The sequence below is a fragment of the Billgrantia tianxiuensis genome, from assembly GCF_009834345.1.
GTDB classification, from domain to species: Bacteria; Pseudomonadota; Gammaproteobacteria; order Pseudomonadales; family Halomonadaceae; genus Halomonas; species Halomonas tianxiuensis.
In genome coordinates, this window is sequence record NZ_CP035042.1 from 4,465,327 (window position 1) to 4,482,339 (window position 17,013).

A 17,013-nucleotide genomic window follows, 5' to 3' on the forward strand; every position below is an offset into this window, starting at 1 on the left:
CCGGCCTGCCAGCGGGAGAATCGATAGGAGTAGACCCAGCCAGAGGCGGAGGAACCGCATGAACAGACGCGATGAGTTCATCGAGCGCATGAAGGCCCAGCTCGACGAATGGAATGCCGAAATCGAGGCACTGGCGGAACGCGCACGCCAGGCCAGTGCCGAAGCTCAGGTCCGCTACCAGGACGACATCGAGCGGCTCCGGCGCCGCCGGGACGAGACATGGCGCCGGCTCGAGGAGCTGCAATATGCCAGCGAAGCGGCCTGGGATACGCTGCAGCAAGGGCTCGACGACGCCTGGGAGCTGCTGCGCAAGGCCCTGCGCGATGCCCAGCGCCGTGAGCCACCGCCGCAGGACATCAACGATCCCGACGACACCCAGCAGCCTCGCTCACCGGGCGGCTCGCCCTAGCCCCTCCTCCTAGGCGGAGCCGCCCTTGCGCTCACGCTCTGCAGCATCCTGGCTCTCCTCGGCTGCTGGCGCCTGGATGTCGCTGCCCCGCTGCAGCCTGTCGACCGCCGCGCCCCCCTGGCGCGCCAGCTGCGCCAGGCGATCGATCTGCGCATCGAGCTTAGGTAGCGCCTCCTGGCGGTAGCGAGACAGATCGTCGATGGCACCAAGTACATCATCGAAGGCCTGCTCCAGTGACTGCATGTCGAGCTGGGCCGAAGCGGCCCGGGTCTGGATCTCCACGCCTTGCTGACGCAGCGCCTTGGCCGTACCGGCGATCATCTCCGAGGTAGTGGTATTGAGCGATTCCACACGATCCAGGACCAGCCGCTGGTTGGCCAGCGCCAGCGCCACAGCCACGGCTACCGTCAGCGCCGAAACAGTGACGTGGATCGCGCGGTCGACGCCGCGAATCAACTCGCGGTTGTTACGGATGATCACTTCAAGCGCCAGCACGCCCTGCTGGCTGACCGCCTGCTGCTGCTGTAGATCGACGATGCGCTGGCGCAGCGGGAAGAGCAGCTCCTCCTCGATGAAAGTTCGCTGAGGGTGCTCGTCGTCCAGCCGCTCCAGCGCCTGAATCAGACGCCGGTCGATCAGACGGCCCAGGTCGATCTGACGCTGCAGCCGGCCGAGCAGCTGGCGCAGGCTCTCCTGGTCGTCGCTGAGGGTGATGTTGTCACGCCGCAGCATATCGCGGCCGCCTTCCAGGTCGGCAATGATCGCATCCAACGCCTGCTGGGCATTCTCGAACTTGCGGAAATAGCGCTGCACGCGGCTGCCGGCACCGGGAATGCGCGACAGCAGGCGGTCGAACGGGCCCGATGCCAGGCGGTGCTGGTGCGGGTCGAGTTCCTGCATGTGGCCACGCAGGTCGATCAGGGCCTTGGCCACCGGGCCGCCCTCATCGCCCTGATGGGCCAGCTTGCGCAACGGTGCCTGCAGCATCTCACTGTGATGCGCCGCCTGCTGTTGCAGCTCGAGTCCCATCTCGTCCACCGCTCGGCGCTGACGCTCGAGCGCGGCGCCTTCGCTGGCCAGCACCTCGTCGACGAAGGCGGAGGCCATCTGCTCGAGCTCAGGGTCATCGATTTCCACTTCCTCGCCGCTCGCTTCGGGAGCGATCTCCTCGAGCTCGTCGGCGATCTGCTCCACCGGCGGCAGCGAGAGTGGCGAGCCACGTTCGGACGACTGGTTCATAAGCGATTCCCCTTTAGACCTACCTAAACACTAGCAGCGGCGCCCGCAGCGACTCACCCTGTATCGCCTTGCTAGCGCCGCTCGCTGCGGCTATAGCGCTCAGCACCATCGATGAAACGGCGCAGTTCCTCCAACGCCCGGTCGGTGGCCAGCGCCGCCTGTGGACGCCCCGTCTCGACCCGTGCCAGCGCCACCGCGGTATCGTCGAGCAGGGTCAGCGCCGACTCGTTGCGCGCCACCAGGCGGCGCAGACGGCGCTCGGTCTCCTCGATCAACTCCAGACGGCGCTTGAGCGCGATGCGTTCCTCGACGGAGAGCCGGTTACCCTCCTGTTCCAGGCGCCGGCGCACGTAGTCGCCGTCCAGCCCTATCACGCCACGCGACTGGGCTGCCATGGAGGAGAAGGTGTCCACCGCGCCGAGACAGACCTCGGTGATCAGGCCGCGAGAGCGTTCGAAAGCCAGCTCGCTGCGATCGAAACGCGCCGACAGCAGCTCCATGACATGTGTATAACGGGTATAGAAGCGGTCGACCTGGCCAGCCAGGTCGGCTCGCTTGACCTCGAGCAGCTGTTGCTTGGCCCGGCACAGCGACAGCACCAGCTCGTCGGCCCCCACCGGCGGCTGGGCCGGATCCAGCTCGGCCACGCCGGATTCCCGCGCGGTACGCTCGCGTTCGGCGCGACGACGCTCGGCTTCGGCGGCGAGCCGCTCCTGCAGCCGGCGCTGGTGGCGCCGCGCACGCCAGCGACGCCAGCCACGCTCCACCGGCAGCGCAACACCGACGGCGACCAGCCCTGCCAGCCAGCCGCCCAAGCTGGGGCCGAAACCGCCCCATAGTGAAGTCAGCCACAGCACCATGCTGATGAAGGGCACCAGCAGGCAGTAGCGGAACAGCACCTGGAAACGGTTGGGGTTCTCAGTGGGCACCGCCAGCCGTGGATTGGCCAGCCCGACCAGGCACCATGGCAGGCAGGTAACGAACAGCCCATAGGCAAATCCCTGCAGAAATCCCAGCATAAGCCTCGTGACTCGGCAATCAGATGATTTGAGTGTACGGGGGCCGGCGACGCCGCGCGAGCCCGCCGACATCAGCGGCACAGTCGGAAGCCACGCATGCCGAAGTGGAAGTGATCGGCATGAGCGCGGTTGTATTCGGGACCGAGCACGTTGCCGAACAGGTCGCAAGCGCCATCGCGTGCCGCTCGCAGAAAGGCACCCCTCGCATCCTCGCTGCCCCAGTGCTCAAGCAGGGTAATGCGACGACCGTCGGTCAGGTGGAAGGCTGCCACATCGAGCGCCTCGGCCGTGGCATGCTCACTGAGTCGCCCCTCCTCGCGGCCATAGACATTGCGACAGGCGAAGCTGCCATAGTGTTCGACGTGCGCCACGCGCATGCCGAAGAGGGCCTCGGCAGCCGGCTGCAGACGCTGCCGTTCATACATGACCCAGGCCAGCGCCAGCGGACAACGCACCACGAAACTGTCGTTGAACTCGACTTCGCTGCGGTGCACCCGCACCACATTCTCGAGCGGACAGCCGGGCGCCGGCTCGTGGTCGTCCAACGGCACCATCCGCAGCGCTCCCTCCGGCGCGGTACCGAGAGCCTCTAGGCATGCCTCGCGATCATCGGCCAGGCGGTGCAACTTCCACTTGGTCACCGGCGTGAGGGGGTCTTCGACGTACAGCGGCTGCCAGGGATGCCACTGGCGAGGAATACGTTCCTCGAAGAGCCACCAGGCCGCGGCAGCGCTAGCGACCAACAGTAGCAGTACCAGTAGCGAACGCATCTCGTCCCATCACTAGAGCAGCAAATGCAGGACCAAGGCTACACCCCCACGATCAGGGCCGTCACCACGGCAATGTCGACGGCACGGTCCAGCCAGCGATCGAAGCCGCCCTGGCTTCGACGGCGCGGCTGTCGCCGGCGGGTGGCGCCGCGTTGATGTACGCGGCGCCGAGAGGCGATGAGAGACATGGCAGGAATCCGGTTCCCCATTGTTCTCCCGAGCTTACGGCCTGCGCCCGTGCCTGGCTACCGGCAATCGCTGTGTCGGCGGTGCATGGCCAGACACAAGAGTCTGTCCATGGACGAATCTACCCGCCCTCGCGCCGGTTGATGCGTCGGTTGATCACATTGGGCGCTCGCCGCAAACGCTCCTGCTCGCCCAACGCCTCGGCTTCGAAGGCATCGGCCCCGACCGGGGTCTCGCCGTGGCGACGGTAGAGCTGGGTAAGCATGGCCTGGCGGTCGGCGCGCAGCTCGCGAATCAGTACCACGATCATGCCATAGAGAATGAAGGTGAAGGGCAACGCCGAGAGCACCGCGGCCGACTGCAGCCCGGTCAGGCCACCGGCGGCAATCAGGGTGAGGCAGATCGCAGCGATCAGCACGCCCCAGATCACCCGCTTGAACAGCGGCGGATTGATCGAACCGTTGTCGGTCATCTGCGCCACGATGTAGGAGGCGGAGTCGGCCGAGGTCACCAGGAAGATGAAGATCAACAGCATCGCAATCACCGACAGCACCCCGGTGAAGGGCATGCGCTCGAACATCTCGAACAGCGCTACGGTGATGTTGGCCTCGGTGGCCGCCGCCAGCCCTACGTCGCCATTCAGCTCCATGTGCAGGGCGGCGCCGCCGAACACGCCGATCCACAGGCAGGCCAGCAGCGGCGGCACGACCAGCACGCCGAACACGTACTCCTTGATGGTACGGCCACGCGAGACCCGGGCGACGAAGGTACCGACGAAGGGCGACCAAGCGATCACCCAGGCCCAGTAGAAGATCGTCCAGTTGGACGCCCAGGTGTTGTCGGTGAAGGGAGAGATGCGCAGGCTCATGCCAAGGAAGTTCTGCAGGTAATCTCCAATGCCCAGGGTGATGGTCTCGAGGATCATCACCGTGGGCCCGGTGATCAGCACGTAGAGCATCAGCCCGATGCACAGGATCATGTTGAGGTTGGAGAGCCGGCGGATGCCCTTGTCCAGCCCCGACCAGGTCGACGCCATGTAGGCCAGGAACATCACGAACAGGATGACGAACTGCCACAGCACGCTCTCGGGCAGACCGAACACAGCGTTGAAGCCGCCGTTGAGCTGCAGCACGCCCAGACCCAGCGAGGTGGCCACGCCCATCACCGTGGCCACTACCGCGAATACGTCCAGGGTGGGCGCGTAGGGCCGCACCCGGGGATACTTGGCGGCGATGGACGACAGCACCGACGAGACCAGCCCGGCCTGCCCCTTGCGGAACTGAAAGTAGGCGATGATCAGACCAACCACTGAGAAAGCCGCCCACTGGTGGATGCCCCAGTTGAAGTAGCTGTACTGGATGGCATAGCGCGCCGCCGCGGTGGTCTCGGCGGGCACGTCGCCATAGGGTGGCTCGATGTAGTGCAGCATCGGCTCGGCCATGCCGTAGAACACCAGGCCCACGCCGAAGCCCGCTGCCAGCAGCATGCTGACCCAGGAGAAGAAGCTGAAACTCGGCGTGCTGTCCTGGGGCCCCAGGCGGATCTTGCCGTACTTGCTGAAGGCCAGCACCAGCAGAAAGATGACGAAGCCGAACACCGAAATGAGATAGAACCAACCGAACAGTCGGGTAACGCTGGCAAGCGCAGCATCGGCGGCATTGCCGAATGCCTCGGGAAAACCGGCACCGGCCACCACCAGCATCAGGATGATCAGGGCCGACACGGCAAAGACCCGCTGCCCTCCATGATTGGCCATACAAAATTCCTCGTTCCGTCCCTGGACGCCTCTCATGCTAGCAGCATGGCCCCAGCGGAACACAACCACCGGTCGTCCCGGAAAAGGCAACAAGCCATTGCATCGAGACGCCGACGGGTGGATTCTAGGGAGATACCAAGCAGGCTAACATTTCTTTGACGAGTGTGCTCATGTCCCGACTCTCCCGGACACCTCTCTCCGTTCTCGACCTGGCGCCGATTCGCGATGGAGGCACCATTGCCGACAGCTTCGCCGAAAGCGTGGCACTGGCCCAACTGACCGAACGCCTCGGCTTCACCCGCTACTGGCTGGCCGAGCACCATAGTCTCGACGGCATCGCCAGTGCCGCCACCGCGGTGTTGATCGGCCACATTGCCGGCGCCACCTCGCGCATCCGCGTGGGTAGCGGCGGCATCATGCTGCCCAACCACTCGCCGCTGGTGATTGCCGAGCAGTTCGGTACCCTGGAAACCCTCTACCCAGGTCGCATCGATCTGGGATTGGGCCGTGCTCCCGGCTCCGACGCCGCCACCATGGCCGCGCTGCGTCGAGATCCTTATGCCGGTGCCGAGAACTTCCCCGAGCTACTCGCCGAGTTGCGGGCTTCCTCGATGACGAGCGACCCGGCCAGCGCGTACGCGCCGTGCCCGGACAGGGCACCAAGGTGCCGCTCTGGCTGCTCGGCTCCAGCGGCTACAGTGCCCAGCTCGCCGCCCGCGAGGGGCTGCCGTTCGCCTTCGCCGCCCAGTTCGCCCCGGGCTACCTGCACGAGGCCCTGCGTCTCTACCGCGACAACTTCCGCCCCTCGGCGCTGCTCGAGCGCCCCTATGCCATGGTCGGGCTGCCGGTAATCGCCGCCGAGAGCGACGAGCGGGCCGAGTTCCTCGCCTCCACCACTCGCCAGAAATTCCTCGGCATGGTGCGTGGCCGCCGCACCCGCTCGCTGCCACCGCTCGAGACCCTCGACTGGACGCCGATGGAGCGTGTCCAGGTGGAGCAGTTCCTGGGCGCGGCGGTAATCGGCGGGCCGGATACCGTGCGCGACGGACTCGAGCGCTTCCTCGAGCAGACCGACGCCGATGAGCTGATGCTCAACAGCGATCTCTATGCACGTGAGGACCGCCTGCGCAGCTACGAAATCGTCGCCGAGGCGTGGCACGCATGAGCCAGACCACCCCAGGCGCCAAGCTCGATGTTGCCGGCGTTCTCACCGGAATCCGCCGCATGGCGCCACTATCGCTGTTCGTAGTGATCTTCGGCCTGGCCTTCGGCGTGGCCGCGCTGGCGCGGGGGCTGTCGGGCTTCGAAGCCCTGCTGATGAGCGCGCTGGTGTTTGCCGGCGCCTCGCAGTTCGCCGCCCTGGAGCTGTGGGGACCCGAGATTCCGCTGCTGCCGCTGATCGCCACCACCTTCGCCATCAACGCTCGCCACCTGCTGATGGGCGCCGCCATCCAGCCGTGGTTGGCTCACCTGCCCCCGGGGCAGCGCTATGGCAGCCTGGTGCTGATGAGCGACTCCAACTGGGCCATGGCCGTCGCCGACCGCCAGCGCGGCGAAACCAATGTCGGCATGCTGGTGGGCGGCGGGATCGCCCTGTGGCTGACTTGGCTCCTGGGCACGCTGCTAGGTGTGATCTTCGGCAGCGGCATCACCGAGCCCGAGCGCTTCGGTCTCGACGTGATCATGGGCTGCTTCCTGCTGGCAATGCTGGTGGGTGGCCGCCGCGACCTTTCGATGCTGGTGCCGTGGGGTGCGGCCGCCTTGGCCGCGCTGGCCGCCATGGCCTGGCTGCCGCCACACTCCCACGTGATCGTCGGCGCCCTGGCCGGCGGGTTAGCCGGCCTGCTGCTGCCGGCCAGGCCGACACAGGAGGCGACCGCATGAGCCTGCCATCCACGGCCATGGGGGCACTGGCCGCGATCGTGATCATGGCGCTGGTCACCTATCTGACCCGCGCCGGCGGCGTGTTCGTGATGTCGCGTGTGCCCATCGGCCCCAGGGTGGAGCGCTTCATCAACGCCATGGCGGGCTCGGTGCTGGTGGCGGTGATCACGCCCATGGCCATCCAGGGCGATTGGGGCGCTCGTCTGGCGCTGATGGCCACGCTCGCGGTGATGCTGGCCACGCAGAAGGCGCTCGCCGCGATCGCTGCCGGTATCGTCACCGCTGCCCTGTGGCGGCTGGTCGCATAGGGGAACGATCCCTCTCACATAGCCTCAAAAGGGACAGCCATTCCGCACGCCGCTCGGCGGCGTCATCACCGGAGATGCTCATGTTCGACAACGACCCGCGCCGCAACGCCGCCTGGCAGGCGGCCCAACAGTGGCGTGCCCGGGCGCACCAGGCCCCCCGCGGCCCCATGGGTGGGCTCAAGCTCATCGTCACCTGGCTGCTGTTCGGCCTGCTGCTGATCGTCGGTACCGTGCTCGGCCTGTTCTTCCTGCTGCTCGGCTGGGCCATGCTGCCATTCGTGCGCTATCGCATGAAGAAGCGCCTGGAGCAGATCCGCGCCGAGCAGGCCAAGGACGCCGGCAGCGGCTATCACTACAGCGAAACGCACACTCGCGAAACCCACTACCGAGGCGGCCGCACGGGCGAGCACGAACTGCTCGAGGGTGAGTACGAGATCCGCGACGACGAGCGCAAGGGCTGATCGGCCATCCAGAAGCACGGCCACGAAAAAAGCCCGCCGTGAGGCGGGCCGCAAATGTCATGCAGGGATGCAGACAATCGGCCTGAGCCGACCTGGCCATATTATCGATACACCCCGTCAACGGCTCATCATCTTTCTCCATGGGCCCGATAGTCCATTGCCCACAGTGGAAAAACACCGCTGACTGCCATACCTTGAAGCCATACGACCCTGATGCTTCCGGAGACAACAACAATGCCTCGACTTCGGACGAAAGCGGCCGGCGCGTTACGCCAGACGGCTCTCGCCTGCCTGCTGCTTCCCTTCGCCGCGGCGAGCCTGGCCAATGACTACCCCACCGAAGCACGCGTCGACTACGTGCTGGGTTGCATGGCCTCCAACGGCAACGACTACCTGACCATGCAGAAGTGCTCCTGCAGCATCGACGTGATCGCCGAGCATCTCCCCTACGACATCTACGAGCAGGTCGAGACGGTATTGGGCATGCAGGATCAGCGTGGCGAACTGGGCGTACTGTTCCGTACCGAGCGAGGCATGCAGGACCAGGTGCAGGCCCTGCGTCAGGCCCAGGCCGACGCCAACCTGCGCTGCTTCTGAGATGGCCGTGCCGAATTCGCGCCGACGCCCCGTTTCCTGTTGCCTGACCACCCTGGTGATCGCTTCGCTGTCGGCAGGGCTGCTCATTCCCATTGCAGGCAGTGCCGCCGAGCATGCTCAGGGTGAGCGGCTGTTCCGCTCGCAGTGCGTTGGCTGTCACAGCATCGAACCCGGCAGGCACCTGGCCGGCCCCAGCCTGCACGGCCTGTTCGGCCGCCCCGCCGGCAGCCTCGAAGACTTCGACTACTCGCCGGCGCTGCAAGAGGCCGACCTGGTGTGGGACCGCGAGACCCTCGACGCCTTCCTGGCCGGCCCCGATGCCTTTCTGCCCGGCAACCGCATGGTGCTGTGGGGGCTGGACGAGCGCACCCGCCAGCGCATCATCGACTACCTGGAAAGTATCGCCGAGCCCTGACGCGCTCAGGCCCCGCCGCCCTTGCGGGCCATCATGCCCCGGGAAGGGTTATAGCCCACGATCGCCAGCACCAGCAGCAACGCCGCCACCGCCACGCTGATCGCCACCGCCTCGGCGTTGAAGCGCTGGTACATGGCGAAGCGGATCATCTCCACGGCATGGGTGAAGGGGTTGAGCGCGGCGATCTGGTAGACCAGGTAGCTCCCCTCGCGAATGCGCCACAGCGGGTAGAGCGCCGAGGAGAGGAAGAACATCGGGAAGATGACGAAGTTCATCACCCCGGCGAAGTTCTCCAGCTGGCGGATGAAGGAAGACAGCAAGAGCCCCAGCGCTCCGACCATGAACCCCGTCACCAGCAGCGCCGGCAGAACGTAGAGATAGCCCATCGCCGGCGCCTGGATGCCGTAGACCCAGGCGATGGCGAGGAAGACGTAGACCTGCACCACCGACACCAGGGTGCTGGCCAGCAGCTTGCACAACAGCAGGTACCAGCGCGGAAAGGGGCTGACCAGCAGTACCCGCATGCTGCCCATCTCGCGGTCGTAGACCATGGAAAGCGAACTCTGCATGCCGTTGAACAGTTGGATCATGCCCACCAGGCCCGGGACGATGTAGACCTCGTAGAGGATATAGGTCTGGTAGGGTTCGGTCATGGCGACACCCAGCGCCATGCGGAAGCCGGTGGCAAACACGAACAGCCACACCAGCGGCCGCACCAGCGCGGCCAGGAAACGGCTGCGCTGGTGCAGAAAGCGCAGCAGCTCGCGCCCCACCACGCCGCGCAGGCAGTGCAGCCAGGGCATCATCCGCATGCGGCCTCCTCCGTCCCGACCAGGAGATCGAAGGCCTCGCCCAGCGTCTCGACGCCGAGCCGGGCGGTGAGCGTCTCGGGACGCTCGTCGGCCAGCAGCCGCCCGTGGTGCAGCACCAGCACCCGGTCGCCGGGGCGTACCTCGTCGATCAGGTGGGTCGCCCACAGCACCGCCACGCCCTCTTCGACGCACAGCCGGTGAGCATGCTCGACCAGATCGCGGCGCGAGGCGATGTCGAGTCCCACGGTAGGCTCGTCAAGCAGCAGCAGACGCGGCCGATGCATCAAGCCACGAGCGATCTCCACCCGCCGCCGTTGACCGCCGGAGAGGCGTCGCACCCGCGTGCGCCGCTGATCGGCGAGGGCCACGCGCTCGAGCTGCGCCAGAGCCTGAGTCTTCGCCTCTCCCCGCCCCATGCCGTGCAGGGCGCCATGGTAGGCGAGGTTCTGCGCCACACTGAGGTCGAGATCCAGGGTCGGCTGCTGGAACACCACGCCGATGCGGGCGTGGGCCTGAACCGCCTGGCGACGCACGTCGTAACCACCAATGCGGATCTCGCCCCTGCGGCGATCATGCAGCCGGGTGACCAGTGAAAACAGCGTGGTCTTGCCGGCGCCGTTGGGGCCAAGCAGCACGACGAACTCCCCCGCCGCCACGCTCAGCGAGACGTCGTCGAGCGCTGGCCGGCCCGTATAGGCGAAGCTCAGCTGGCGGATCTCCAGGGCAGGCGCCGTTGCGCCATGCCGATCGTTCGCTTCGCTCACGGTTCGACGATCACGCCCCAGGGGAAGCGCCCCACCGGGATCGACTTGACCGCCCGCAGGCCGTCCACCTCGATCATGGTGACGTCGCCGCTGACTCCGTTGGTGGTATAGAGCCGGCTCTCGTCACCGTTGAGCGCCAGATGCCAGACCCGCTGGCCGACCAGGATGTAGTCAAGCACCTCGTAGCTCTGCTGGTCGACCACCGCCACTCGATTCGAAGGCCCCAGGGCAACGAAGGCGTAGCGCCCGTCGGAGGTCAGGGCGACGCCTACCGCTTGTACGGTCTCTCGCGGCACACCGGGCACGTCGAAGCGAATCACGTGCTTGACGTCGAAGCTCTCTTCCATGTCGAGGATCGACACGGTACCGGCGATCTCGGACGAGACCCAGGCTTCACGGCCGTCGTGAGTGAACTCGGCATGCCGCGGCCGGGCGCCTACCAGGCGATGGTGCACCGCTTCCATGCTCTCGAGGTCGATGATGTGCGCCATGTTCGAGGTTTCGGTGGTCGAAATCAGCCAGCGCCCGTCGGGGCTGATGCCGAGCCCTTCCGGCTCGACTCCCACGGGAATCTCGGTGACCAGGGTGCGCCGCTCGTAATCGAGCACCGAGACGATGTTGTCGTCCTCGTTGGAAACGTAGATATAGGGCCGGTTGGGGTCGACGCGAATCACCTCCGGATCGTCGCCAGAGGCCTGGCTGCGCACCACCTGCAGCGTCTCCAGGTCGATCATGTCGATGGATTCGTCGTCGCCCACCGCCACGAACAGCTCGCTGCCGTCGCTGCTGAAGGCCATGGCGCGGGGCCGGCGGCCGACGCGGATGGTTTCCACCACTTCGAGGCTCGCGCCGTCGATCACCGAAACGGTATTGTCCTTCTCGTTGGAGACGAAGATTCGCTCGGCCTGCACGGCCAGCGGCAGCATTGGCAGCGTGCCCAGCGCCAGCCCTAGCACGGCACGCTTGAGGAGCGCGGCACGCTTTAGGGTGACGGTCATGTTCCCCTGGCTCAGAAACGGCATGTCGATTCCCCCTCGTCGACGCCCAGCGCATCGAGCGGCGTGCGTGGATGCAGGTAGCCCTCCTGCGGCGATACCGAGGCCACCATGCGCGGCCCGGTGATCAGGATCGGTTGACGCAGCTGATGGTTCCAGTGGCGATAGCTGACCGGCAGGCCAAGGTAACCGGCCAGTTCGAACTCCTCGCCGAGCATGTAGTCGAGAACCGCCTCGCGTTCTACGGATCCGGTACGGGCCGCCGCCTCGCCCAGCGAGCGCAGCGCCAGCCAGGCGCCGAAGTCGCGCGGGGTCATCCAGCGCTCGGCGAGCTTCTCGAAACGGCGCTGCAGCTGTACCGCCCCCAGGATTCGTGGGCGCGGTGCCAAGGCGTGGCGATCAGTCCCTGGGTGCCGACCACGGGCCGGGGAGCCCAGGTCTGGTAGGGGAAGTACTCACCGAAATAGTCGGTCTCGTCGGCAATCACCAGTACGTCGTGCTCGGGCAGGTCCTGCACGAACACCGGGATCTCACGCTGGATGGCATGAAAACCGCCCTCGGCCCGGCGCGCCAAGGGGTCGTGCGGCCACTGCTTATCGCCCACGATGCGATGGCCGTAGCGCTCGGCCGCGGCGCGCAGCACATCAGCCAGAATCCGGTCCTGGTCGGTATTGCCGTAGACCAGCGCCCAGCGATTCCACTGCTTGTAGCCGAGGAACTGCGCCAGGGCATCGGCCAGCATGCGCCGACTCGGGGTGGTGTGGTAGAGCTCGGGGTGGCACGCCTCACCACGCAGCTCATCGTCCGCCGCCCAGGCGTTGAACACCACCCGATCGCCGCGCGCGGGGTGTGCCATCAGCTCATTCAGCTCCGCGACGGGCAGGCCGCTGACGATCCACTCCACGCCCTGCTCGACCAGCCCCTCCAGCGCCTCGCCGATGTCCTCCCCCTCAGCCACCATCGCTTCATGGAGCACGAACTCCTGCCCCAGGAACTGGGCGGTGGCATTGTTGTCGTTGATGCCCAAGCGGGCTCCTTGCAGCCCCTCATCATCGATCACGGGATCGAGCACCGAGAGCGGCTCCTGGTCATCGGGTCGCTCCATGCCCAGATAGCCCACGACCACAGGCGCCGGCGTATCGGCCGGCAGCAGCGCCGGCCATCCCAGGCCAAGGGCCAGTCCACCCGTCGCCAGCCAGCGCAGGGAGCGTGTCAACGTCCTCATGCGTACTCCTTAGGCAGCCAGACTGCCGCTGTTGTCGTTGCAGTTCCCGAGCCTCAGATCAAGGCATGCGAGCCATGATGATCCGCACCATCCGCGCCAGCTTCTCCTCCAGCAGGTAGGGCTGGTCGCACATGGCCGGCAGCGCCTGCTGGCGGTGCTGGAAGGTGCGCTGCTCCCAGAACAGCGCCTCGGAGAGCCGCTCGATCTCCTCTTCGTCGGCGTCCTCCTCGGCACGGCGCTGCTCCAACTCGTCGACCATGGCGGAAATGGTCTCGAGTCGGCTCAACTGCGCGCGGGAGGCACGACGGATGCTGTCGATGGTGCGCCGGCGCTCGCGGTCGGTGAGTTCGAACAACCCGGAGAAGAGCAAGGTCAGGCGCCGTTCCACTTCCCCGTCATCCGACGCCTCCTCGTCCAGGATTTCGACGAACTCGCGTACCCGCGCTTGAGCGGCCTCCTCTCGGGTCGAGCGCGAGGTGGCAAAGCGCACCACACGGCCGATCTCATCGTCCTCCCACCAGGATTGTTCCAATTCATCCAGCGGCGGCCCGGTCCACATGGTGCCCCAGGCCAGCTCGGGGATCAGGCGCTGCACGCAAGGCCAGTCGGGCGGACCCGCCGCGGCCCGCTGGGCTTCGACCTGAGTCACGTTACCCAGCCCAACTCCCGCGGCAAGCCCCAGCGTCAGTAGCCAGACGGCGGATAGCCGGCTCATGTGTCACCTCCCGCCTGAGCATTGAGCAGGCGACCGCGCCGGTCGAGCAGAGGCACGCCATACTCGGTCAGGATGGCGTCGATCTCCTCCTGATGGCGATCGATGAAGTCGTTGATCCAGTCCTTCCAATGGGGTTCGCCGTGGCGAATGCCCATGGTGATGCGGTAATCGAGGGTGGCATCGGAGTCGTCGTCGACCAACGGAATGAGCTTGAGCGACGGATCCTGGCGGGCCGCGTAGTAGCCGGCCAGCGGCCCCCACAACACGGCACCGTCGGTATTGCCGCTAACGACATCCTCGATGGCGTCGCGCACCGGTGCGCGCACCCGGGTGTCGACCATCAGCGGGTAGCCCTGGATACGGGCCCCGCTGCGCCGCAGCGGTACCGTCGGCGGAGTCTCCGCCACCACGCCGATGCGCCGCCCTTCGAATGCCGGGTCGCTCAGGCGGGTCGCCACGAGGTCGGAATCCTCAGGAACCACCAGGGAATACACCGAGCGGTAGTAGGGGTTGGTGTTCTGCACGAATTCGTAGCCGGCCGGGGTACCCATGATCACGTCGCAGACGCGCAGCTCCAGGGTGTTGCGCACGAAGCCCATGACCTGGGGCGCCCACACGTAGGTCAGCGGTACGCCAAGGTCGTCGGCCATGAGTTCGGCGATACGATTCTCGAAGCCCTCCCCGGCCTGGTTGCTGAAGGGCAGATTGTTGCCGTCGGCACAGACCCGCAGGGCCTCGCGCTGCTGGCGCTCGGGAAGCTCGGCAAGGGCGCCGCCGGCAAAGGCCAGGCCTACGGCCAGCGCCATGGCGTGAATCGTCCAACGACAGGCTGCTTTCATGCATCCTCCGCGTCAGGAAATGTCGTCGCGAACGGTGCGGCGCTACTCCGCGTTCGCGCCCTCGGCGGCTTTGTCCTTCTCTTCACCTTTCTCGCCTTCTGCCTCGCTCTCGTCGTCCTGCTGCTGCATCGACTCGATAATTTGCGGTCGCCCGCGCCCCAGTCCGCCCTCTCCGCGTGCGCGCATGTAGCTGAAGATCTTGGGAATGTTGCCCATCACGTAGGGATCGTCGGCGAAGGAGGGCATCACCTGGCCGGGCTGCACTTCACGCCCGGAGGCAATGGTGCCGGCGAAATTCTCCCAGCCGCGGCGCTCCACTGCGCGGATCAGATTGGGAGCGAAGGAGGAACCCATGCCATCTGGCCCGTGGCAGGCCATGCAGGCCCGGGTATAGACGAGGTAGCCCTCGTAAGTGTCGGGGTCCACCTTGCCGTCCTCTACGATGAAGGCCCCTGGCCCCTCGCCGGTGATGCGATGCTCGTCGGCCAGGCCGGCTATGGGTAGCCCCAATGCCAACAGAGCGACGACGAACAGGGGAAGAGCCTCGCGATAAGCACGTGCAGATACCGTCATGCAGGACTTCCTTCTACAGCTTCAGGCGTACCGGAAACGGCGACGCCGAAAAGATGAGAGAGGGCGGGTATGGCTCCGCCATACCCGCCCGGTCACGAGCAGGTTCAATCCGGCAGGGCAAAGACCGTCAGCACGCCGCCGAGCTTGGTGTAGTCACCCAGCGCGGAGAATACGCCGACGGCGCCGAGGCCCTCCTCGGGTTCCTCGAGACCTGCGGCGAGCCCGATGCCGGCCCAGCCACCGACGCCGGAGAGCACCGCCACATACTGCTTGCCCTCGTGCATGAAGGTGTTGACGTTACCGATGATCCCGGAGGGAGTCTTGAAGCGCCACAGCTCCTCGCCGCTCTCGATGTCGACCGCCTTGACGTGCCCTTCCAGCGTGCCGTAGAAGGCCAGGTCACCGGCGGTAGCCAACGCCCCGCTCCATACCGCGAAGCGCTCGTCGACTTCCCACACGGTTTCACCAGCGACCGGGTCCCAGGCGATGAAGCTGCCCATGCGGCCTTCCATTTCGCCGTTTTGGGTCGGCGCCGCCATCATGGTCAGGGTGGCACCGACGTATGGCTGGCCGGCCACGTACTCGGTCTCATAGGGCTCGTAGTTCATGCAGATCCGGTTGATCCCGGCATAAATCAGGCCTGTGCGCGGAGAATAGGCGCTCGGCTGCATGTTCTTGGCCCCCATGGCGGTGGGGCAGATGTCAGTGGTGTTGACGTTCACCCCCTGACGATAGGTGCTGTATTGCTCGCTGACGTTGGGCCGTCCGGTCTCCATGTCGTAGCTGTCGGCCCAGTTGGTCTCGGGAGCAAACTTCTCCGCCACCAGCAGCTCGCCGGTTTCGCGATCGAGCAGGAAGCCGAAGCCGGTGCGATCGATGATCGCCAGGCCCTTGCGCTGCTCGCCTTCGTATTCGACGTCGATCAATTGGTTCTCGTTGACGCCGTCGTAGTCCCACTCGTCGAAGGGCACCTTCTGATAGACCCACTTGACCGAGCCGTCGTTGGGATCGCGGGCAAACACGGTGATGGCCCACTTATTGTCGGCCGGCTCGCCGTCCTTAGTACGCTGATCGGGGTTCCAGGTGCCGGGGTTGCCGGTGCCGTAGTAGATCAGGTCGAGGTCGGGATCGTAGGTGATCCAACCCCAGGGCGCGCCACCGCCACGCTCCCACTCGCCTTCCGGCCAGGTGGAAACGCCGAGGTCAGCCTCGCCGATCGGCTCGCCCAGCATGGTGGTGGTCTCGGGGTCGATCAGTACTTCGTCGTCCGGTCCGGTGGAGTAACCGCGCCAGACCTGCTCGCCGGTCTCGACGTCATAGGCGGTGAGGTGCCCGCGAATGCCGTACTCGCCGCCACTGATGCCGACAATGACCTTGTCATGTACCACCAGCGGCGACATGGTATTGGTCTCGCCGACGGTATGATCGCCGTTGCTGACGTCCCACAGCAGTTCGCCCGTTTCGGCATCGAGTGCGATCAGGGTATTGTCGGCCTGGCCGAGGAACAGGCGGCCATCGGCGTAGGCCAATCCGCGATTGACCGTGTCACAGCACATCACCGGGATGACACGGGAATCCTGGTCCGGCTCGTAGCTCCAGACCACGCGGCCCTCGTCTTCCAGGTCGAGGGCGAAAACCTTGTTGGGAAAGGGGGTGTGAATGTATAGCCGGCCGTCACCGACATAGAGGGGGCCGCCTTCGTGGCCGCGCAGAACGCCGGTCGAGAACTGCCACACCGAACGCAACTCGCCTACGTTGTCGCGATTGATCTGGTCCAGCTCGCTGAAACGGTTGCCCTGGTAGTTGCCCAACTGAGTCGGCCAGTATTCTGGGTTTTGTTGCAGCTCGAGTTGATTCTGGTTGGCATGAGCCGCCGTTGTGGCCATCAACCCAATGGCCATGACTGCATAACCGGTCTCCCTAAGCATGGCGTTGTCTCCGTCTCACTGAAGGTGTGCCTGGGGAAACGGCACATCTTGTGTAGTTGTCTTTCAGGTATTGACATTGAGAAGGTCTAGCACAACTTCGAGAGCGCCATTGCTGCTG

20 protein-coding genes and 1 pseudogene are annotated in these 17,013 nt (G+C 65.9%); 7 read left to right on the forward strand and 14 right to left on the reverse strand.

Features of this window, described 5'->3' with window-relative positions; all coding sequences use genetic code 11:
* Window positions 1-58 precede the first annotated feature (58 nt).
* The gene (locus EKK97_RS20870; protein WP_159554875.1) at window positions 59-409 is read left to right on the forward strand and encodes a sll1863 family stress response protein; all 351 of its coding nucleotides are present in this window, start codon (window positions 59-61) and stop codon (window positions 407-409) included.
* A gap of 9 nt (window positions 410-418) precedes the next feature.
* On the opposite strand, the gene EKK97_RS20875 is transcribed toward EKK97_RS20870, so the two are convergent.
* From EKK97_RS20875 to EKK97_RS20890, 5 genes are all read right to left on the reverse strand, one after another.
* A complete protein-coding gene (locus tag EKK97_RS20875) occupies window positions 419-1,648 on the reverse strand; it encodes a toxic anion resistance protein (protein ID WP_234287209.1) in 1,230 nt (409 codons plus the stop codon).
* Window positions 1,649-1,719: 71 nt separating this feature from the next.
* Window positions 1,720-2,667 carry a cobyrinic acid a,c-diamide synthase gene (locus tag EKK97_RS20880; protein WP_159554877.1) on the reverse strand — a complete coding sequence of 316 codons (948 nt, stop codon included), beginning with the start codon at window positions 2,665-2,667 and terminating at the stop codon, window positions 1,720-1,722.
* Between the two features lie 71 nt (window positions 2,668-2,738).
* Window positions 2,739-3,437 (reverse strand): extensin-like domain-containing protein, encoded by a 699-nt coding sequence (locus tag EKK97_RS20885; RefSeq protein ID WP_159554879.1) that lies wholly within the window; start codon window positions 3,435-3,437, stop codon window positions 2,739-2,741.
* A 38-nt stretch (window positions 3,438-3,475) separates the two neighbouring features.
* Window positions 3,476-3,625 carry a hypothetical protein gene (locus EKK97_RS24050; protein ID WP_201296953.1) on the reverse strand — a complete coding sequence of 50 codons (150 nt, stop codon included), beginning with the start codon at window positions 3,623-3,625 and terminating at the stop codon, window positions 3,476-3,478.
* Window positions 3,626-3,744: 119 nt separating this feature from the next.
* The gene (locus EKK97_RS20890; RefSeq protein ID WP_159554881.1) at window positions 3,745-5,379 is read right to left on the reverse strand and encodes a BCCT family transporter; all 1,635 of its coding nucleotides are present in this window, start codon (window positions 5,377-5,379) and stop codon (window positions 3,745-3,747) included.
* 170 nt (window positions 5,380-5,549) lie between these two features.
* Here EKK97_RS20890 and EKK97_RS20895 point away from each other — a divergent pair.
* The 6 genes and pseudogenes from EKK97_RS20895 to EKK97_RS20920 all read left to right on the forward strand — a co-directional run bounded on the left by EKK97_RS20895 (window position 5,550) and on the right by EKK97_RS20920 (window position 9,044).
* Window positions 5,550-6,544 (forward strand): annotated as a pseudogene (locus tag EKK97_RS20895) (LLM class flavin-dependent oxidoreductase).
* On the forward strand, window positions 6,541-7,263 hold the full coding sequence (locus EKK97_RS20900) for an AzlC family ABC transporter permease (protein ID WP_159554883.1): 723 nt from the start codon (window positions 6,541-6,543) through the stop codon (window positions 7,261-7,263). Before EKK97_RS20895 ends, EKK97_RS20900 begins: the two are co-directional and overlap by 4 nt.
* Complete coding sequence (locus EKK97_RS20905) at window positions 7,260-7,571, forward strand: AzlD family protein (RefSeq protein WP_159554885.1); 312 nt, start codon at window positions 7,260-7,262, stop codon at window positions 7,569-7,571. Before EKK97_RS20900 ends, EKK97_RS20905 begins: the two co-directional genes overlap by 4 nt.
* A gap of 74 nt (window positions 7,572-7,645) precedes the next feature.
* A complete protein-coding gene (locus tag EKK97_RS20910; RefSeq protein WP_159554887.1) occupies window positions 7,646-8,032 on the forward strand; it encodes a hypothetical protein in 387 nt (128 codons plus the stop codon).
* 234 nt (window positions 8,033-8,266) lie between these two features.
* A complete protein-coding gene (locus EKK97_RS20915) occupies window positions 8,267-8,629 on the forward strand; it encodes a hypothetical protein (protein WP_159554889.1) in 363 nt (120 codons plus the stop codon).
* Between the two features lie 7 nt (window positions 8,630-8,636).
* The gene (locus EKK97_RS20920; protein ID WP_159554891.1) at window positions 8,637-9,044 is read left to right on the forward strand and encodes a c-type cytochrome; all 408 of its coding nucleotides are present in this window, start codon (window positions 8,637-8,639) and stop codon (window positions 9,042-9,044) included.
* Window positions 9,045-9,049: 5 nt separating this feature from the next.
* Here the strand turns inward: EKK97_RS20920 and EKK97_RS20925 are convergent, their stop codons facing one another.
* The 9 genes from EKK97_RS20925 to EKK97_RS20965 all read right to left on the reverse strand — a co-directional run bounded on the left by EKK97_RS20925 (window position 9,050) and on the right by EKK97_RS20965 (window position 16,895).
* Complete coding sequence (locus EKK97_RS20925) at window positions 9,050-9,856, reverse strand: ABC transporter permease (protein WP_159554893.1); 807 nt, start codon at window positions 9,854-9,856, stop codon at window positions 9,050-9,052.
* Entirely contained in the window at window positions 9,847-10,620 is a 774-nt protein-coding gene (locus tag EKK97_RS20930; protein ID WP_159554895.1) for an ABC transporter ATP-binding protein, read from the reverse strand. Before EKK97_RS20930 ends, EKK97_RS20925 begins: the two co-directional genes overlap by 10 nt.
* Window positions 10,617-11,618 carry a PQQ-dependent catabolism-associated beta-propeller protein gene (locus tag EKK97_RS20935; protein WP_159554897.1) on the reverse strand — a complete coding sequence of 334 codons (1,002 nt, stop codon included), beginning with the start codon at window positions 11,616-11,618 and terminating at the stop codon, window positions 10,617-10,619. The genes EKK97_RS20930 and EKK97_RS20935 overlap by 4 nt, the downstream gene beginning before the upstream one ends.
* An 11-nt stretch (window positions 11,619-11,629) precedes the next feature.
* Window positions 11,630-11,932, reverse strand: a complete 303-nt coding sequence (locus tag EKK97_RS20940) for a type 1 periplasmic-binding domain-containing protein (RefSeq protein ID WP_159554899.1) — start codon at window positions 11,930-11,932, stop codon at window positions 11,630-11,632.
* On the reverse strand, window positions 11,929-12,840 hold the full coding sequence (locus EKK97_RS20945) for an ABC transporter substrate-binding protein (RefSeq protein ID WP_159554901.1): 912 nt from the start codon (window positions 12,838-12,840) through the stop codon (window positions 11,929-11,931). Before EKK97_RS20945 ends, EKK97_RS20940 begins: the two co-directional genes overlap by 4 nt.
* Before the next feature lie 58 nt (window positions 12,841-12,898).
* Complete coding sequence (locus EKK97_RS20950; protein WP_159554903.1) at window positions 12,899-13,555, reverse strand: hypothetical protein; 657 nt, start codon at window positions 13,553-13,555, stop codon at window positions 12,899-12,901.
* Window positions 13,552-14,394, reverse strand: a complete 843-nt coding sequence (locus EKK97_RS20955) for a substrate-binding domain-containing protein (RefSeq protein WP_201296954.1) — start codon at window positions 14,392-14,394, stop codon at window positions 13,552-13,554. The genes EKK97_RS20950 and EKK97_RS20955 overlap by 4 nt, the downstream gene beginning before the upstream one ends.
* A gap of 42 nt (window positions 14,395-14,436) precedes the next feature.
* Window positions 14,437-14,967, reverse strand: coding sequence for a c-type cytochrome (locus tag EKK97_RS20960; protein WP_159554905.1), 531 nt, complete (start codon window positions 14,965-14,967; stop codon window positions 14,437-14,439).
* A gap of 104 nt (window positions 14,968-15,071) precedes the next feature.
* A complete protein-coding gene (locus tag EKK97_RS20965) occupies window positions 15,072-16,895 on the reverse strand; it encodes a methanol/ethanol family PQQ-dependent dehydrogenase (protein ID WP_159554907.1) in 1,824 nt (607 codons plus the stop codon).
* Window positions 16,896-17,013: the final 118 nt, after the last annotated feature.

Bases quoted from the DNA above. Each gene is read 5' to 3' on its own strand.
- EKK97_RS20870 (WP_159554875.1), top strand. From the start codon at position 59: ATGAACAGACGCGATGAGTTCATCGAGCGCATGAAGGCCCAGCTCGAC.
- EKK97_RS20875 (WP_234287209.1), bottom strand. From the start codon at position 1,648: ATGAACCAGTCGTCCGAACGTGGCTCGCCACTCTCGCTGCCGCCGGTG.
- EKK97_RS20880 (WP_159554877.1), bottom strand. From the start codon at position 2,667: ATGCTGGGATTTCTGCAGGGATTTGCCTATGGGCTGTTCGTTACCTGC.
- EKK97_RS20885 (WP_159554879.1), bottom strand. From the start codon at position 3,437: ATGCGTTCGCTACTGGTACTGCTACTGTTGGTCGCTAGCGCTGCCGCG.
- EKK97_RS24050 (WP_201296953.1), bottom strand. From the start codon at position 3,625: ATGTCTCTCATCGCCTCTCGGCGCCGCGTACATCAACGCGGCGCCACC.
- EKK97_RS20890 (WP_159554881.1), bottom strand. From the start codon at position 5,379: ATGGCCAATCATGGAGGGCAGCGGGTCTTTGCCGTGTCGGCCCTGATC.
- EKK97_RS20900 (WP_159554883.1), top strand. From the start codon at position 6,541: ATGAGCCAGACCACCCCAGGCGCCAAGCTCGATGTTGCCGGCGTTCTC.
- EKK97_RS20905 (WP_159554885.1), top strand. From the start codon at position 7,260: ATGAGCCTGCCATCCACGGCCATGGGGGCACTGGCCGCGATCGTGATC.
- EKK97_RS20910 (WP_159554887.1), top strand. From the start codon at position 7,646: ATGCTCATGTTCGACAACGACCCGCGCCGCAACGCCGCCTGGCAGGCG.
- EKK97_RS20915 (WP_159554889.1), top strand. From the start codon at position 8,267: ATGCCTCGACTTCGGACGAAAGCGGCCGGCGCGTTACGCCAGACGGCT.
- EKK97_RS20925 (WP_159554893.1), bottom strand. From the start codon at position 9,856: ATGCGGATGATGCCCTGGCTGCACTGCCTGCGCGGCGTGGTGGGGCGC.
- EKK97_RS20935 (WP_159554897.1), bottom strand. From the start codon at position 11,618: ATGACCGTCACCCTAAAGCGTGCCGCGCTCCTCAAGCGTGCCGTGCTA.
- EKK97_RS20940 (WP_159554899.1), bottom strand. From the start codon at position 11,932: ATGACCCCGCGCGACTTCGGCGCCTGGCTGGCGCTGCGCTCGCTGGGC.
- EKK97_RS20945 (WP_159554901.1), bottom strand. From the start codon at position 12,840: ATGAGGACGTTGACACGCTCCCTGCGCTGGCTGGCGACGGGTGGACTG.
- EKK97_RS20950 (WP_159554903.1), bottom strand. From the start codon at position 13,555: ATGAGCCGGCTATCCGCCGTCTGGCTACTGACGCTGGGGCTTGCCGCG.
- EKK97_RS20955 (WP_201296954.1), bottom strand. From the start codon at position 14,394: ATGAAAGCAGCCTGTCGTTGGACGATTCACGCCATGGCGCTGGCCGTA.
- EKK97_RS20960 (WP_159554905.1), bottom strand. From the start codon at position 14,967: ATGACGGTATCTGCACGTGCTTATCGCGAGGCTCTTCCCCTGTTCGTC.
- EKK97_RS20965 (WP_159554907.1), bottom strand. From the start codon at position 16,895: ATGCTTAGGGAGACCGGTTATGCAGTCATGGCCATTGGGTTGATGGCC.